This window comes from Myxococcus sp. AB025B (assembly GCF_006518215.1).
Lineage (GTDB): Bacteria > Myxococcota > Myxococcia > Myxococcales > Myxococcaceae > Myxococcus > Myxococcus fulvus.
In genome coordinates this window covers 21,475-37,884 of sequence record NZ_SRLW01000066.1, presented here as the reverse complement: position 1 = coordinate 37,884, position 16,410 = coordinate 21,475, and the positions used below count along the sequence as shown (strand labels likewise).

The window sequence follows — 16,410 nt, the reverse complement described above, 5'->3', positions numbered from 1 at the left end:
CCCCGCCCGCCTCCTGCTGCTCTTGACGCTGCTCGTGTCCCCCCTGGCCCTGTCCGCCCAGGCATCCGCCGCGAAGCGCGCCGAGCGCCAGGCCGAGACCGAGAAGGTGGTCCAGACCGTCCTGCAGGGCGGCGCCGTGCCCGCCGCCGTCTCCCGCCTGCGCTACCTGCGCGAGGAGCCCTTCGCCGCGGACCTCATCACCGAGGCCCTGCGCCGCGCCCTGGATGAGCGGGTCCGCCGCAACCTCGTCGCGGTGCTCGCTGGGCTGGACACGCGCTCGGCGGAGCCCGCGCTGGTGAAGCTCGCGGGCGACGGGGACAGCACGGTGCGCATGTACGCCGCGCAGGGCCTGGCCCGCCTCAAGAGCCGCAACGTGCAGGTGCTGCTGCCGCTGCTGAACGACAAGAGCAGCGGCGTGCGCCGGGACGCGGCCCGCGCGCTGGGCGCCTCGCGCAACCCCAAGGTGGGCAAGGCGCTGATGGCGGCCGCCAAGGAGGAGCAGGAGCTGGAGGTGCGCGCCGCGATGCTGGCCGCCGCCGGCGAGGCCGGGGACGCCAAGCAGGCAAAGTCCCTCAAGGAGTTCCTGGAGAACGACTCGGAGAGCACCCGCTTCGCGGCGGCGCGCGGCCTGTGCCGGCTGGGTGCCCCGGAGGGCTTCGCCTTCGCCAACAAGCTGCTCGCCGACTCGGACCGCTTCAAGCGGCGCCAGGGGCTGGAGCTGTTCGAGGGCGTCGTGGCGAAGAAGGCGAGCCCCGCGCTCAAGCCCCTCCTGGAGGACAAGGACCGCACGCTGGCCGCGGGCGCCGCGCGCATCCTCTACCAGGGCGGCGACCCGTCCATGCTGGACTGGCTGGTGCTGGCGTCGTGGAACGCCAAGAGCGACGAGAAGCTGGCGTACGAGAAGGAGCTGGAGACGCTGCAGCTCCCGGATGATCGCCGCAAGGTGATCCTGCGAAGGGCGGGCGTGGCGCCATGACGTGGGCGGTGGTGCTGGCCTCGGCGCTGCTCACCCAGGCGCCGGGGGCCTCCTCGAAGCAGGACGTCGCGCCCGGAGCCGCGCGGCTGGTGGAATCCGGTTCGGCCGCGGCCCAGGCGGCCACGGCCACGCCCGCGCGCGCCAACGGCTGGACGGGCCTGGACGCGAGCGGCTTCGCGGCCCTGGTGGCCCAGGCGACGGAGGCGCCCCTCTCCGAGCGGCTCCTGTCGATGAGCGCGCGCTTCATCAACACGCCCTACGTGCTGTCCCCGCTGGGCGAGGGCTCGGGCGTGGACCCCGACCCGACCTTCCGCCTGGACGCGGTGGACTGCCTCACCTTCGTCGAGCAGTCGATGGCGCTGGGGCTGGCGCGCTCCGAGCCGGAGGTGGGCGCGCTGCTCGAGCACATCCGCTACGCCCAGACGCCCTCGTACGAGGACCGCAACCACCTGATGGAGGCGCAGTGGCTGCCCAACAACATCCGCAAGGGCTTCCTGCGGGACGTGACGCGCGCGCTCGGCGGTGAGGACGCCGTCAGCGTGACGAAGACGCTGACGAAGACCACCTGGCAGTCGCGCTCCTCGCAGTCGCTCCAGCTGCCCCGGGAGCGTCAGCCGACGGGCACGTTCGCGCTGAACATGATTCCGCTGGAGAAGGTGATGGCGCACGCGCGCGACATCCCCTCCGGCACCATCCTCGTGGTGATGCGCGAGGACCTGCCCCTCAAGGCCACGCGCATCACCCACCTGGGCTTCGTGGTGCAGCGCAAGCACCGCACCTTCCTGCGTCACGCCTCACGCGGCGGCTACAACCGCGTGGTGGACGAGGACCTGGAGACCTTCCTCACGCGCAACTCGCGCTACGCGAAGTGGAAGGTCACCGGCGTGAGCCTCTTCGAGCCGCGCAGGCCCGACAGCGCTCCTTCCAGCGCGGTGGTGCGCTCACCCTGACGGGGCCGTCAGAAGGCGGGCGGCGGGGGCGAGGAGCGCTCGGTCTCCCGCTCCTCCTCCTCGGCGGCCCGTGCGGCCTCGTCATTGGTGGCGGCCTCCTGGGCGCGCTCTCGCTCGATGAGCAGCGCCGCGCGCTCCCGCATCTCCTCGGGCACGAGAATCTCCCACCAGGGGAGCAGGTTGCCGGTGGTCAGCTTGTCCACCACGCCCGAGCGTCCCGCGCGCACGAGCACCGGGATGTCCCGCTCCTCGAGCATCCCGGTGAAGACCTCCACCATGAGCGGGTTGTCCGTCGTGCCCGCGCGCGCGAAGACGCGCTGGTCCAGCTCGTGGGGCAGTGGCAGGCCTCGGCGGCTCATCTCGCTGGCCTCGACCAACCGGGGGCTGCCCGGGCAGTCCGCGCATTGCTCGATGTCATCCCGGTACTCCGAGCCGCAGCTGGTGCAGTATCTCATGTCCGTCCCTCCTGCCCGTGGATGTCCTGGAGGGACATGGTAGGTCCGCTGTCCCGTCGCGGCACCTGGGGCCCATCCTTCCGTTCACTGCCGGGCGTCGTCGCCCGACCAGTGGCGGGCCTCTTCCCCCAACCTGCCCACGGCGCTGCTCAGCCGCTCCACGTCGATGGGCTTGCGCAGCATCAAGTCGCAGTGCTCGGCGCCATCCACCTGCGTGTAGCCCGACACCAGGATGACGCGCGTGTGCGCGGAGCGGGCCTTCACCCGCCGGGCCAGCTCCGTGCCCGTCAGTCCCGGCAGGGACTCGTCCGTCACCACCACGTCCGGATGCGTGCTCTCGAAGGCCCTCAAGCCCGACAGGCCGTCACTCGCCGTGACGACGTCGAAGTCGAACTCGAGCAGCTCCGCGAGGAGCTCCCGGCTGTCTGCGTCGTCCTCGACGAGGAGGACCTTGATTCGCTCGGCACCCATGCGTCTGGGTAACCCTGGCACCTGTCGGAAACGTCCGCCGCGAAGGCCGCGCCACCCGTGCCGCGCCGCTCGGAGGGCAGGCGGCCGGAAGAGCGTCCCTCACCGCGGGGCAATGGGCTGTCCATCCGCCAGGGACTGTCCATCTTTGGCCCCGGAGGTGATGCCATGAAGGTGTTGATGCGGGGCGTGCATCTGACCCTGACGGATTCCCTGAGGGACTATCTGCAGGAACATCTGGTGAGCCACATCGAGCGGTACGCGGACGACGAGGCGGCGGAGATCGACATCTCGCTGGTGGACATCAACGGCCCCAAGGGCGGGGTGGACAAGGAGTGTCGGGCGACGGTGCGCGTGCCGAACTTCGCGGCCATCCACGTCACGGAGACGGCGGAGACGCTGTTCCAGGCCATCGACGCGGCGCGTGACCGGCTGGAGCGCAGCGTGCGCAAGGCCGTGGAGCGGCGCCGCGAGGTGCGCACGGACGGGCTGCCCGACGACGTGGCGGCGAACGTGCCCACCTATTAGCGCAACACGTATCAGGGTGTAGGGCCCGGTCTTCCTGGCTGTGGGCCAGGCGGCCGGGCCCCAGTTGTCCGCTGTCCGAATCTTGCTGGGTCCGAATGGTGAACGCTATAAGCGGAACCCTTCACCCATGGGCTAAAGGACGGCGATGGTCCGCCTCAAGTTCCTCCTCTTCGCGTTCCTGGTCATCGGACTGGGGCTTGCTCATCTCCCGATGTTGTCGGGACCGCTTCGCGCGCGCGCGGTGGAAGGAGCCACGGCTCAGTCCGCCTCGGGCGTGACGGAGGTGGCGCGCCGCGTGGATGCGCGTCGCGCGGAGGTCCAGGCGCTGGCGCTGAAGCTGGCCGCCACGCCGGACGTGGCGAGCGCGGTGCACGCGCTGCAGCCGCCCAGGCCCGCCACGCCCGCGCGTCCCCAGTACGGCGCCTCTTCTCGCGACAAGGACAAGGAGGACGACAAGGCCGGCTTGCAGCCGCTGACCGCCGAGCGCTTCTCCGCCATCCGCACCGCCGCCGAGGCCGTGCTGCCCAAGGAGCTCAAGGGCGCGGTGGTGGCGCTGGCCGCTCCGGACGCGGCGTTCCACGCCGTTGTCGGCGGGGAGCCTTCCTCCGACAGCGCGAAGCTGGATGTCGCGGCGCTGGTGAAGGCGGGCACCACGGTGGTGGACGCGCTGGGGACGACCCACGTGTTCGCCGCGGTGCCGGTGTTGTGGGGCGGGGACTTCGGCGTGCAGCCGGCGGTGACGCTGGTGGTGGGCGCGCCGCTGTTCGACGAGGGCGCGCTGGAGGCCGCGGTGCAGGCCTCGGGCGTCACGGCGCTCGGTCTGGTGAAGGGGGACTCGGTGACGGCCTTCGGGCCGGACAAGCTCCTGGCGGAGGGCTCGCTCGCGCAGGTGGCCGCGAACACGAACGGCGCGGTGGTGCGCCGTGGGGCCGTGAAGAACCTGGGGCCCGTCGCGCTGCCGATGCTCACGGACGGCGACGTCATGGGCGGTCAGGCGCCGCTGGCGGTGGCCTCTCGTCGCACGCTGGAGGGGACCTCGGTGGAGGTGTTCTCCGTGGCCGGGACGCAGGCGGTGCTGGGCGCGCTGGCGGACTATCAGCAGGGCGCGCTCTTCGCCCTGGCGGGCCTGCTGGTGCTGACGCTGGTGTGGGCGGCGATGATGGGCGGCGCTCGGGCCTCGGGGGACGAGGTCCAGGGCTCTTCGGACACGCTGAGCCTGTCGGCCGCGATGGCGGCGAGCGCTCCGGCGGCCGTGCCCGCCGCGCAGTCCACGCCTCCCCCGCCGCAGCCGGTGGCCGCGGCTCCGACGCCGGGACCGTTGCCGGACCCGTTCGCGTCCTCGCCGCTGCCTCCCGTGCCGACGCCGGGGCCGCTGCCCGACCCGTTCGCTTCCGCGCCGCCGCCTCCCGCGGCCCAGCCGTTCGGGGCGGATCCGTTCGCCCAGGCGGCGCCAGCGCCCGCGGCCGCTCAGCCGTTCGGGGCGGACCCGTTCGCGCTGCCGCCCCCTGCCGCGGCGCCCGCGCCGATGGCGGACCCGTTCGCGCTGCCGCCTCCCTCGGCGGCTCCGTCCAGCCCGTTCGGTGGGGCGGACCCGTTCGCCCAGGCGGAGCCGTTCCCGTTCCCGGCGCCTCCTGCCTCGACGCCGCCTCCTCCGGCGGTGCCGCCCGCGACGCCGTTCGGCTCCGCGTCGTCCATGCCGTTCGAGCCGGAGCCCAATGGGGAGTCGCTGTCGCCGGCGTCGCCGCGTCGGGGGGCGTTCGCCTTCGAGGACCAGCCCACGGCGGCGTACTCGCTGCAGCAGGCGGCCAACCCGTTCGCGCTGGCGGCGGCGCAGTCTCCGGAGAACCCGGAGACGACGCGCGTCGCGGCGATTCCTCGCGAGCTGCTCCAGGCGAGCGCGCGTCCTCCCGACGCTCCGATTCCGTTGCCGGCGCGGGGTGGGGCGGCTCCCGCGGCGATTCCGCTGCCGGGCGCGGGGCCCTCGGGCAACTCCGCGGTGGCGCTCTCCGAGGAGCAGCACTTCCAGGAGGTCTTCCGCGAGTTCGTCACCACGCGCGAGCGCTGCGGCGAGCCGGCCGACGGCCTGACGTACGACAAGTTCGTGCAGAAGCTGCGCAAGAACAAGGAGCAGCTCGTCCAGAAGTACGCGTGCAAGACGGTGCGCTTCCAGGTCTACGTCAAGGAGGGCAAGGCCGCCCTCAAGGCCACGCCCGTCAAGGACTGAGCGAGGCGCTCACCGTGAGGTGACATTCGGAGCCCGGGGCGCAGGTTGCCTCGGGCTTCGTTCGTTTCCGGGGCCGCGTCACGCGGCGGCGCGTGTCTGGTGCGTGCATGGGGTGCTTGGGCTCCAGACACGTCCGCGCGTTTCGTATCGATTCGAGGCAGAAGGCTCGCTGCCCCTTGTTCCCCACAGGCAGTGCGTCGCGAGGGCCGCGCCCGCGCGAGGCCTCGTGTCCCAGGCCCGTGCGCTGGACGCCGGTTCGAGGCGCCTGGCCTACCGGGCGCTGACGGTGCCGAGGCTCTCGGCGCGGGGGAGCACGACGCTGAAGCGCGCGCCCTGGCCCGGCTCGCCGCCGACCTCGAGCTTGCCGCCGTGCTCCTGGAGGATGCGCGCCGCGATGGCGAGCCCGAGCCCGGTGCCTCCGTCCTTCGTGGTGAAGTACGGCTCGAAGATGCGCGCCCGGTGCTCCAGGGGGATGCCCGGCCCGCTGTCCTCGACCTCGATGAGCGCGTCGGTGTCCGTGCCCTTCACGCGCACGCGCAGGTTGCCGCCCTTGCCGGCCATGGCCTCCTCGGCGTTCTTCACGAGGTTGACCAGCACCTGCGTCAGCATGTCCCGGTCCACCCGCGCCACCACGCCCGTCTGCAGGGCGGGGAGAATCTGGATGCCCTCGGGTGGCGTGGCGTAGAGCGCGAGCACGCTCTGCGCCAGCTCGGACAGGTCCACCGGCGCGAGCTGCGGCTTGGGCATCCGCGCGAACCGGCTGAACTCGTCGACGATGCGACGCAGCCGGTCCACCTCCTCCAGCACCACGCCCGCGCTCTCCTTGAAGAGCTCCGGGAAGCGCGGATGACGTGCCTCCTGCGCGGCGAGCAACGTCTCCAGCGACATGCGGATGGGCGTGAGCGGGTTCTTGATTTCATGCGCGAGCCGCCGCGCCACCTCCTGCCACGCGGCGATGCGCTCGCTGGCCACCAGTCGCTCCGTGGTGGCCTTCAGCTCGGACGTCATGTGGTTGAACGTCCGGACCAGCTCGCCCACCTCGCCCGTGGCATCCGCCGTCACCTGGACGTCCAGCGCGCCCTCGGCCACTCGGCGGGTGCCCTCCGTGAGTGCCTCCACGGGCCTCGTCATCCACCGGGACACGAGCAGTCCCAGGAGCACCGCGAACGCACCGCCCAGTCCCGCGAGCAGGACGAACGCGCGCATGACGCCTTCCTCGGCCTCGCGCGCGGCGGCGCGACTGAAGACCAGCCGCACCGTGGCCGTGTCCCCCAACGGCAGCTCCCGAGCCACCGTGGGTGGCAGCGCGGTGCCGGCGCGCGCCAGCTCGTTCTCTCCAGAGACCAGCGTGACCTGGGCCTGCGTCAGTCGCGCCAGGTGCTGCGCCAGGCTGTCATCGAGCAGCACGCCGCCCACGGCCCACAGGCGCAGGTCTCCGTAGTCGATGGGCCGCGCGGTGACGAGCGCGGGCATCTGCCGCAGCCCCGACGACGTGCGCACCTCCACGCGGACGGGGACGGGCTTGGGGGACGACTCGCGGGTGACGGCGAAGAGGACAGGGTCCGGGTCTCCGCGCCGCGCGGGCAGGTGGCCCGAGGAGAGCACCGTGCCCCCTCGGTCGAAGAGCGCGAGCACCGTCAGGCCGCGCGTCTTCATCAGCGCTTCCGCCGTGCCGGCCTGGATGGCGCGGGTGGGGCGCTCGCGCGCCTCGCGGGCGAGGTCCTCCATGGCGGGGCTCTCGACCAGCTCCTCCACCGCGCGGCGGGCCGTCGCGGCCGAGCGCTCCAGCGACTCCTTCGCGCTGAGGGTGGCCGCCTCCATGCGGGCATCCAGCTCGCGCGAGAGCGTGTCACGCAGGCGCGACAGCGTGGGGAGGACGACCACCGCGAGAGGAACCAACGCGAGCAGCGCGAAGGCGAGCGCCAGCCGGGTCCTCAGTCTCAAGAGTGGCTCCTCCAAGCGTGTGGCTCATCCACGCCACTCGGGCATCGCGTCATGTGCATGGATGCCGTCCTATCGCGGAGTTCTCCGTGGGCCGTAGGACCGCCACCATGCACGTCCGCGGAGTTCGGTTGCCGCGCACCTTCGCAATGAGGAGGTCGTGCCGAGCGCACCGATGGCCTCTCTGCGCGACGTGCTCGGTGGACTGGGGCAATGCTCCACCGCATGTCGGCTGCGCCGGCTCGCCGCTCACCCGCGCGGAGAGCCCATCGCGTCACTCTCATGGGCGCCCTCCCATGGAGGCACTTTCAGCGGGCAGCAGGAACGCGCCGTCGAGCGTCGGCAGGCCCTGCGTGTCCATCACCAGCCCGCCGACCTCCGGCATGGCGCGCACGCCCAGACCCTGCGCATACAGCGGCAGCAGGGGCAGCGTCGCGGCCAGCGCCAACGCACGCTCACGGGCCCTCGCGTCGCGCGCCGCCATGTCCGTCAGGGCGCCGATGGCGGGCAGCTCCACGCCGAGCAAATCCTTGCGCCCACCCGCGTCCAGCACCACGGCCAGCGCGGGCCCCGGCGCGGGCGGCAGCATCAGCGCATGCAGCATCAGCTCGAAGTCGCCCTTGGCCCACCGCGCTCGCAGGGCCGCTCGCGACAAGGGCTCCAGGGCCACGGTGTAGCCCCGCTCATGTAGCTTCACCTGGATGCGCTCGGCCACCGCGCGCTGGTCCTCGAGCGCCGTGTCGTAGATGAGCGTCACCTTGCGAGACGGGCCCGAGGGAGGCGCCGTGGGCCGCGCCCGAGGTCCTTGCGGCATCAGCGCGGGAGGCAGCAGGTGCGGCATGGGCACCGCGGGCCCATGCACGAACAGCCGCGTGAGGTCCTCCCGGTCGATGGAGCTCTCCACCGCCTGGCGGAAGTCGGCGGGGAGCCGACGGGGCGAGAACGCCAGGTACGTCGCGTACAGCATCGCGCCCGACACGGTGTCGGACTCGGACGAGACGCCCAGCTCCACCTGGACCTGTCGCGAGGACCACAGGCGCGCCAGCCCCCGCTCATCGGTGGCCGTGAGCAGCAGCCGGTCCAGGTACGGCCTCCCACGAGGCCAACGGGTCTGCGCATCGAGCGCGCCGCGCCCCGCCGACGAGAACGGCCCCGCCGGAGTGCCAGACACGGGCGCGGCCAGCGCCGGATGGCACAGCGCGCGCTCCATGTCGGGCCAGGGGAACGACAGCGCCAGCTCCAGCGTGGCGTCGCTCGCGTTGACCTGTCGCCCCTCGCCCCGCAGCGGGTAGAGCAGCGCACGGTACGGCGAGGCGCCCTCCGCGCTGGACAGCCGCATCCACGCGCGAGCCAGCGCTCCGGCCGTGGCGGCGTTGGGCAGCGTCAGGCGCGAGACCTGCGGCGTGGGACGCGACATCTCCCGGGCGAGCGCGGGATGGGCCTCGCCCTCCGGCGTCACCGTGCACACGGGGCGCGACAGCAGGCCCAGCAACGTGGCCTCCAGCGGCGTGTCCGCGAGCGACGGCTCCCCGACCTCGGGCGGCCCCGCGTGGGCCATGCGCACCTCTCCGCCATAACGCGTCCGCCCCGCCGCGAGTGAGGGCGAGGCGCCGAGGAGGAGCAGACTGGCGAGCGCGAGACGCGGCGTCATGGGGCACCCTGGCGAAGGAGGAACAGCTCACCGGTGCCATCCGGCTTCAACAGGCCCACCACCACCTCCCGACGCGCATCGCCGTCCAGGTTGGCCGTCACCACGTACAGCGCGCGCCCTGGAGGCAGCGCCCCCTGCCACAGTGGCTCATGCACGGTAGGGTCCGCGCCATTGAGCGCGTGCACCCGCAGCGCATCCGGTGAGGGCTGCAACAAGGGCGACGTGGTGAGCAGCTCCGGAGTGCCGTCTCCATCCAGGTCCCCCAGCGCGCTGCCCGCTCCCAGTCCGCTCAACCGCGTGGGCGTTGTCCCCGCGCGCGAATAGAGCGAGCCCGTGCCATCCGGGTGCACGAACAACATCCTCGGGGACGCGAAGCCCGCGGTGGTGAAGGGCGCGGAGAGCGTCACGGGCTTGCCGTCCGCCAGCCGCACCTCGGCCTGGAACGCCGTCTGTCCGGGGACGAAGCTCCCGCGCTCGGCGGGGCCCAGCGGGGCACTGTCCAAGGTCCCCACGGGCCGCAGCGTCCCACGCCCCTTGTCGAGCACGAGCAGCTCCCCCTGCGCCCGCCGGGTGCTCCAGGCGGCGAGGCGGGGCGGCCCCGGAAGCACCGCCAGCGCGCCGAAGGGCTCTCGCGTGGGCGCATTCGAGAAGGGCAGGCCGTCCAGCTCGCGTCGAGCCAGCAGGCGTCCGTCCGCGTCGAAGACGGAGACCTCCGCCTCCGTCAGCACCGCGATTTCATCCCGCCCGTCACCATCCAGGTCGCCCGCGGCGAGCGCGGCGATGGGCTGCTCCAGTCGCGCCAGCACGGCCCCCAACAACCGCACACTCCGAGCCCCCGCGGTGGGAGGCGTGGTCGCGGGAGCGCCCACCGAGGCCAGCGCGAGCACCTCCGCGTCCGCGTCCACCGACTCGACGAGCGCGCCCGAGGGCTTCGCCGGACGCGTCGGCACCCGGCCCGACCAGAAGTTCACCCACGTGCCCAGCGCATCGCCACGAGCCCGCAGGGCGCCAGCCTCCACATCCAGCGTCAGCCGCACCAGTGTGCGGGCACCCTGGGCCCGGGCCACGGACTCCGCGGCCTCGGCGCTCGGCGCATCCACCAGGACGGGGGCGAGGTTCGCCGAGGCGAGCCGTGAAGTGAGCACACTGCCCACCGCCCGCCGCAGCTCCGCCGAGCTTCCCGACAGGTACAGGCCCACGGGGGCCTCGGCGGGGAGCTTCCGCACGGCGGTGGCCAGCTCACCCGCGAGTCGCTGAACAGCGGATGCGCCCTCCGAGGAGGAAGACGCCGCGCCCGCCGCCACGAAGGACAGCGCGGGCCAGGCGCTCACGGCGGTCATCAACTCGGCGGACGATGCCAGTCCTGTTCCCGCCGCCACGAGGGACAGCGCGGGCCAGGCCCGCACGGCGGTAGCGACCTCGCCAGGAGCTGCCGAGGCCGCTCCCTCGAACACCGACATGGCAACGGGAGCCTCGGGCGGCAGCCTTCGCACGGCGGGGGCCAGCTCACCCACTGAGGCCGGAGCCGCGCCCGCCGCCAGCGAGGCCAGCAGCGGCGCGAGGACGAGAGCTCGGCTCACAGACCCTTCCTGCCGTCATCGAGGAAGAACTCATCCGTCGTCACCTGTCCGGGCGGCGGTGCCTCGGCGGTGGGCTGCGTCCCCTCGAGGAACGGCTCCAGTCGCCCCGGCACGGATGAGCCGGCCAGCAGCCCTGTCGCGGGGTCGATGCGAACCTGGAGCACCCCGGGTGGCACCTCGAACTCGCGCGCGGGCAGGCCCTCGTGCGCCACGCGCATGAACCGCAACCAGATGGGCAGCGCGGCGCGACCACCCGTCTCACTGCCACCCAAGGGCGAGTTGTCGTCGAAGCCCACCCACGCGCTGGCCACCCAGTCCGCCGTGTAGCCGGAGAACCACGTGTCCTTGCTCTCCTGGGTGGTGCCCGTCTTGCCCGCGGCCGGACGGTTGAGCTCGCGCACCGCCTTGGCCGTGCCTTCCTCCACCACGCTGCGCATCAGCGACGTGGTGAGGTACGCGACGGCCGGCGGCAGCGTCTCCTCGAACGCGGGCTGGTGGTCCTCCAGCAGCTTGCCGCGCGAGTCCCGCACGCGCAGCAGCATGAGCGGCTCGGCCAGCTTCCCGTTGGCCTGGAGCGTGGCATACGCGTTCACCGCCTCCAGCATCGTCACCTCGCCCGTGCCCAGCGCCAGCGTGAGGTTCTCCGGCATCGCGGAGCGGATGCCCGCCCGGCGCGCGAAGTCGATGACGGTGGGCGGGGTGAGCGCCTCGATGAGCCGCACCGACACCGTGTTCTTCGACTTCGTGAGCGCCTGGCGCAGCGTCATCGGCCCCTCGAACTGGCGGTCATAGTTCTGCGGCCTCCACGCCTTGCCCGTGTACGGGTCGCGGATGGTCTCGGGGGCGTCGTTGACCTGGGAGAGCGGCGTGTAGCGCCCGCTCGCGAGCGCCGCGGCGTACAGGAACGGCTTGAAGGACGAGCCAGGCTGACGTCGGGCCTGCGTGGCGCGGTTGAACGACGAGCGCTCCGCGTCATACCCACCCACCAGCGCGACGACGTTGCGGTTGTCGGGGCGGATGACCACGAGGCCGCCCTGCACCACGGGCACCTGGTCCAGCGTCGCCTCCACGAAGGCCGGCGCGGGCGGGGCCTTCAGCACGCGCACGAAGACGAGCTGCCCCTTCTCGAACACGTCGCCAATCTTCTTCGGCGCGCCCTTGCCCTTCTGCCGCGCCCAGCTCACGCCCGGGAAGGCCACCTCCGCGGTGCGGCCCACCAGGTCCACGCGCGCCACGTTGCGCTTCTCGTCCAGCTCCGTCACGTAGCCCGTCAACCGCAGCCCTTCCTCCAGCGGCTTCAGGCGCACCGCGCGCACCAGCAGCTCCTCCTCGGACGGAGGCGCCTCGTCCTCGGGCGTCAGCTCCGGCCGCTGCTCCTCCGCGCCGTCCACGTCCGCCTCCGCGGTGGCCACCTCCTTGGGGGGCTCTCCCGGCGCGGTGACGCGCGCCAGGGGCTCCAGGTCCGCGACATAGCCCTGGTCCTTCTGCCGACGTCCGGCCTCCTCGATGCGGGTGAGCACCATGGCCCGAAGCCGCGTCCACTGCGCGTCCTCCAGCGTGCCCTTGGGACCGCGGTAGCCCTGGCGACGGTCCACCGCCTCCAGGCCCTCGCGCACCGCCTGCTCGGCGGCGACCTGGAGCCCGGGCACCATGGCGATGTCCACCCGCAGGCCCCCCTGCATCACCGCGTGCTCGCCGTAGCGCTCGATGAGCGTGCGGCGAATCTCCTCCGCGTAGTACGGGCCCACGGCCTGCTCCGGACGCGGCGCCAGGACGATGGGCTTCTCCAGCTCCTCGTCCACCACCTTGCGCGGCACGAAGCCCTGCGCGGCCATCTGCCCCAGCACATAGCGCTGGCGCGACTTCGCCCGCGTCATGTTCGTCACCGGGTTGATGCGGTGGGGAATCTGCACCGTGCCCGCGAGCACCGCCGCCTCGCCCACGCTCAAATCCTTGGCGCGCTTGCCAAAGTAATAGAGCGCGGCCTCCTCCACGCCGTAGCGCCGCTGCCCGTAGTAGGACTGGTTGATGTAGAGGCTGAGTATCTGGTCCTTGGTGAGCGCCTCCTCGACGCGCGGGGTGAGGATCCACTCGCGAATCTTGCGCGACAGCTTGCGCTCGGGGGACAGCAGCAGGTTCTTCACCACCTGCTGGGTGATGGTGGACGCGCCGGACTTGCGGCTGCCGGGGATGAGGTTCTTGATGGCCGCGCGGAGGATGCCGAACGGGTCCAGGCCCACGTGCTTGTAGAAGTCCGCGTCCTCGGCGGCGAGGAACGCGTCGCGCACGTGCGGAGGCAAATCCTGCACGCGCACCACGGTGCGCTTCTCGTAGGCGTACTCGGCGCACACCTTGCCGTCCGCGCACGTCACCTTGGTGACCTGCGGCAGCTCGTACGTGCGCAGCGCGTCCACCGAGGGCAAGTCCCGGCTGTAGTAGACGTACGCGCCCACGCACACGAGCAGGACCAGGACGAGCCCCACCACGCCGGTGATGAAGAGCCGCTTCGTCCACTTCCAGAGGCGCGCGCCCCGCCCCGGGCTGGGCGCGGTCGGCGGCGTGGAGGGCGGCGGGGCTTCGGGCGGAGTGGGCATCACAGGGGCCAGGGTCATGTGCTTCTCGACGGGGGCCGCACGTTAGACCGATGGGCCGGCGGCGGAAACCGGCCCGACGCCCGCCTGGAGGTCGGTCTCCAGGCGGGGAGGCACTAATGCGGCTCGGGCAGGGGGGAAAGGGCTTCCCGCGTCCGGGTGTCGCTCGGGGCCAGGTCCGCCCGGGCGACGCGGTTCATGCGCTCCGCGTTGACGCGCGCCTGGACGTAGCGGGGCGACAGCCGGGTGGCCTGGGCATACGCGCCCCGGGCCTCCTCCTCGCGGCCCAGCCGCTCCCAGGCCACGCCCAGGTTGTTGTGCACGTACGCGACGTGGGGCAGCAGCTCCGCCGCCCGCGCGAGCACCTCCGCGGCCTTCGCGTCCTCACCGGCGCGCAGGTAGGCGAAGCCCAGGTTGTTGAGCGCGTAGCCGTGCTCGGGCTCCAGGTGCACCGCCTGCTGGAAGCGGAGGATGGCGGGGGACAGCTCGCCCGAGGCCAGGTGGGCCCGGCCGAGCACCTGGTAGCCCTCCGCGTCCTCCGGCGCGCGCACCACCGCCTCCTCGCCCACGCGCACCGCCTCCGCGTGGCGACCCAGGGACACCAGCAGGCGGGCCTGCTGGATGAGCGCGCCGGCCTCCTCGGGCATCAGGCTCCCCAGCCGCGCGTAGGCCGCGAGCGCCAGCTCCGACTGGCCCTGCAGCCGCGCCAGCCGGGCCGCCGTCATCAGCGCCTCCGTGTCGGACGGCTCGTCGTGCAGGGCGCGGCGCACCTCGGTGAGCGCGCCGGACACATCCCCCAGCTCCCTGAGCGCGCGGGCGCGGCCCAGGTGGTCCACGCGGCGGGTGTGCTCGTGCGGCAGGGCCAGGGCGTCCTCGACCGCCACGCGCGGCGCGGGCGTGGACGGGAGCTCCTCGGCGACCGGGAGGGTGGCCGGGATGGGCAGGGGCGCCTCGGCGAACGCCGGCGCGAGGTCCATGGGGATGACGGTCTCGCGGGTGCGCGCGTGCTCGGCCAGGGCCAGCCAGGGGCGCAGCGTGGCGGGCAGGGGGACGTCGGTCCACGCGGCCAGGCCCAGGGCGGCGAGGCAGGAAGGCACCAGGGCCTTCTTGAGCGTGGGCGGCAGGGTGAAACCCAGGGTGCGGCGGGAGGTCTTCTTCGTCCTCGGGCTCATGGCGACCTCGACTCCAGGCGGGGCGTCCGGGAAGGGCGCTCCGGGAGGACACCTGTGGGCGTCCTCCCACCCGGAGTCATTGCGATGCGCGTGCCAGGGCCCTTGCCCCGGAGCATGGGACGGGGTGTGGCCGCGTAGCCGCACGAGGAGGGGAAAAGCGTGGCGGGGGCGTGGGTGCCGTGCGACGGTGCCCGCGATGAAAATCGCGACCTGGAACGTGAACTCGGTACGGGCCCGGCAGGAGCGCCTGCTCGAGTGGCTGAAGAGCGCGCAGCCGGACGTGGTGTGCTTGCAGGAGCTCAAGTGCACCGAGGCGGACTTCCCGCTGGAGGCCGTGCGCGACGCCGGCTACCACGCGGCCCTCCACGGGCAGAAGACCTACAACGGCGTGGCCATCCTGGCGAAGGAGGAGCCGCGCGACGTGGTCAAGGGGCTGTCGGACGGCGTGGACGACACGCACGCGCGCCTCATCGCCGCGACGGTGAAGGGCATCCGCGTGGTGAGCGCGTACGCGCCCAACGGGCAGTCGGTGGACTCGCCCCAGTACGAGTACAAGCTCGAGTGGTATGGCCGGCTGCGCCGCTACCTGGACACGCGCCACCAGCCGGACGAGCCGCTGGTGCTCGGCGGTGACTGGAACGTCGCGCCCGAGGACATCGACACCTACGACCCGAAGCTGTGGGAAGGGCAGACGCTCTTCACGCTCAAGGAGCGCGACGCGCTCCAGCGCCTGCGTGCCTTCGGCCTGACGGATGCGTACCGCAAGCTGCACCCCGACACGCAGCGCTTCTCATGGTGGGACTACCGCAACCTCGGCTTCCCGAAGAACCTGGGCCTGCGCATCGACCATCTCTACGTGTCGGCGCCGCTGGTGCCCAGGCTGGCGGGCGCGGACACGGACCGCGACGCGCGCAAGGGCAAGCAGCCCTCGGACCACGCGCCGGTGTGGCTGGAGCTCCAGGATTGAAGCGGGTGGGGGACATCATGATGACGCGACGATGGATGGCGTATGTGGGGCTGAGCCTATTCCTGGCGGGTTGCTCCGTGCGGCGGATGCCACCCGTCGCGCCGGAGCCGGTGCCGCCGCATGAGCTGTACCTCCTGTCCTCCTCGGTGCTGAAGGAGGAGCGGCGCATCACCGTCTACCTGCCGCCCGGCTACGAGACGGCGAAGGACGCTCGCTTCCCGGTGCTGTACATGCCCGACGGTGGGCTCCAGGAGGACTTCCCGCACGTCGCCTCCGCGGTGGACGCCGCCATCCGCGCGGGGGAGATGCGGCCGCTCATCGTCGTGGGCATCGAGAACACGGTGCGCAGGCGCGACATGACGGGGCCCACCGAGCTCGCGAGTGACCGGGAGCTCATCCCTGTCTCGGGTGGCTCGGCGGCGTTCCGCGCGTTCATCCGCGACGAGCTGCTCCCCGACATCTCCCGGCGCTATCGGGTGACCGAGGAGCGGGCCATCATCGGCGAGTCGGCCGCGGGCCTGTTCATCATGGAGACCTTCTTCCTCCAGCCCGAGCTGTTCGACACGTACCTGGCGCTGAGTCCGAGCCTCTGGTGGAACGGCGAGGCGCTGGTGAAGCAGGCCGGGACGTTCTTCGCGCAGCACCCGTCGCTGCGCGCGCGGCTGTATGTCTCCTCCGCGAACGAGACGGAGGACATCGTCCCGGCGGTGGCGCGGCTGAACGACATCCTCCAGGCGAGCGCACCCGCCGGGCTGACGTGGGAGGTGGAGCCCCGACCGGACCTGCGTCACGACAACATCTACCGCTCCACCGCGCCCGCCCTGCTGCGCAAGTGGCTGCCCCCGGTGAACACGGCCGGGGACGCACGGTAGGCCCCGGGCCTGGGTTCGCCGTAGAGTCGGAGGGC

The 16,410-nt window shown here is 72.6% G+C and carries 13 protein-coding genes; 6 read left to right on the top strand and 7 right to left on the bottom strand.

Features of this window, described 5'->3' with window-relative positions:
• The first annotated feature begins 13 nt into the window (after positions 1–13).
• Both FL311_RS13785 and FL311_RS13780 read left to right on the top strand, forming a co-directional pair.
• Positions 14–976 (top strand): HEAT repeat domain-containing protein, encoded by a 963-nt coding sequence (locus FL311_RS13785; RefSeq protein ID WP_305036149.1) that lies wholly within the window; start codon positions 14–16, stop codon positions 974–976.
• Positions 973–1,926, top strand: coding sequence for an N-acetylmuramoyl-L-alanine amidase-like domain-containing protein (locus FL311_RS13780; protein WP_141325602.1), 954 nt, complete (start codon positions 973–975; stop codon positions 1,924–1,926). The genes FL311_RS13785 and FL311_RS13780 overlap by 4 nt, the downstream gene beginning before the upstream one ends.
• An 8-nt stretch (positions 1,927–1,934) precedes the next feature.
• On the opposite strand, the gene FL311_RS13775 is transcribed toward FL311_RS13780, so the two are convergent.
• Both FL311_RS13775 and FL311_RS13770 read right to left on the bottom strand, forming a co-directional pair.
• Positions 1,935–2,381, bottom strand: a complete 447-nt coding sequence (locus FL311_RS13775; protein ID WP_141325601.1) for a DUF2007 domain-containing protein — start codon at positions 2,379–2,381, stop codon at positions 1,935–1,937.
• Between the two features lie 84 nt (positions 2,382–2,465).
• Entirely contained in the window at positions 2,466–2,852 is a 387-nt protein-coding gene (locus FL311_RS13770) for a response regulator (RefSeq protein ID WP_141325600.1), read from the bottom strand.
• A 165-nt stretch (positions 2,853–3,017) separates the two neighbouring features.
• Between FL311_RS13770 and raiA the strand changes: the two genes are divergently transcribed.
• Both raiA and FL311_RS13760 read left to right on the top strand, forming a co-directional pair.
• Positions 3,018–3,377: a ribosome-associated translation inhibitor RaiA gene (gene raiA / locus FL311_RS13765; RefSeq protein ID WP_141325599.1), complete on the top strand. Its 360-nt coding sequence runs from the start codon at positions 3,018–3,020 to the stop codon at positions 3,375–3,377.
• 145 nt (positions 3,378–3,522) lie between these two features.
• Positions 3,523–5,601, top strand: a complete 2,079-nt coding sequence (locus FL311_RS13760) for an MXAN_5187 family protein (protein WP_141325598.1) — start codon at positions 3,523–3,525, stop codon at positions 5,599–5,601.
• 270 nt (positions 5,602–5,871) lie between these two features.
• Here the strand turns inward: FL311_RS13760 and FL311_RS13755 are convergent, their stop codons facing one another.
• The 5 genes from FL311_RS13755 to FL311_RS13735 form a co-directional block, all read right to left on the bottom strand.
• A complete protein-coding gene (locus FL311_RS13755; RefSeq protein ID WP_141325597.1) occupies positions 5,872–7,545 on the bottom strand; it encodes an ATP-binding protein in 1,674 nt (557 codons plus the stop codon).
• 277 nt (positions 7,546–7,822) lie between these two features.
• On the bottom strand, positions 7,823–9,193 hold the full coding sequence (locus tag FL311_RS13750; protein WP_141325596.1) for a peptide ABC transporter substrate-binding protein: 1,371 nt from the start codon (positions 9,191–9,193) through the stop codon (positions 7,823–7,825).
• Positions 9,190–10,533: a VCBS repeat-containing protein gene (locus FL311_RS13745; protein ID WP_141325607.1), complete on the bottom strand. Its 1,344-nt coding sequence runs from the start codon at positions 10,531–10,533 to the stop codon at positions 9,190–9,192. The genes FL311_RS13750 and FL311_RS13745 overlap by 4 nt, the downstream gene beginning before the upstream one ends.
• Positions 10,534–10,769: 236 nt before the next feature.
• The gene (locus tag FL311_RS13740) at positions 10,770–13,385 is read right to left on the bottom strand and encodes a penicillin-binding protein 1A (protein ID WP_228556856.1); all 2,616 of its coding nucleotides are present in this window, start codon (positions 13,383–13,385) and stop codon (positions 10,770–10,772) included.
• 95 nt (positions 13,386–13,480) lie between these two features.
• Positions 13,481–14,536, bottom strand: a complete 1,056-nt coding sequence (locus FL311_RS13735; protein WP_141325595.1) for a tetratricopeptide repeat protein — start codon at positions 14,534–14,536, stop codon at positions 13,481–13,483.
• Positions 14,537–14,732: 196 nt separating this feature from the next.
• Here FL311_RS13735 and xth point away from each other — a divergent pair, with 196 nt between their 5' ends.
• Complete coding sequence (gene xth, locus FL311_RS13730) at positions 14,733–15,503, top strand: exodeoxyribonuclease III (protein WP_141325594.1); 771 nt, start codon at positions 14,733–14,735, stop codon at positions 15,501–15,503.
• Between the two features lie 20 nt (positions 15,504–15,523).
• Positions 15,524–16,375 (top strand): alpha/beta hydrolase, encoded by an 852-nt coding sequence (locus tag FL311_RS13725; protein ID WP_141325605.1) that lies wholly within the window; start codon positions 15,524–15,526, stop codon positions 16,373–16,375.
• Positions 16,376–16,410: the final 35 nt, after the last annotated feature.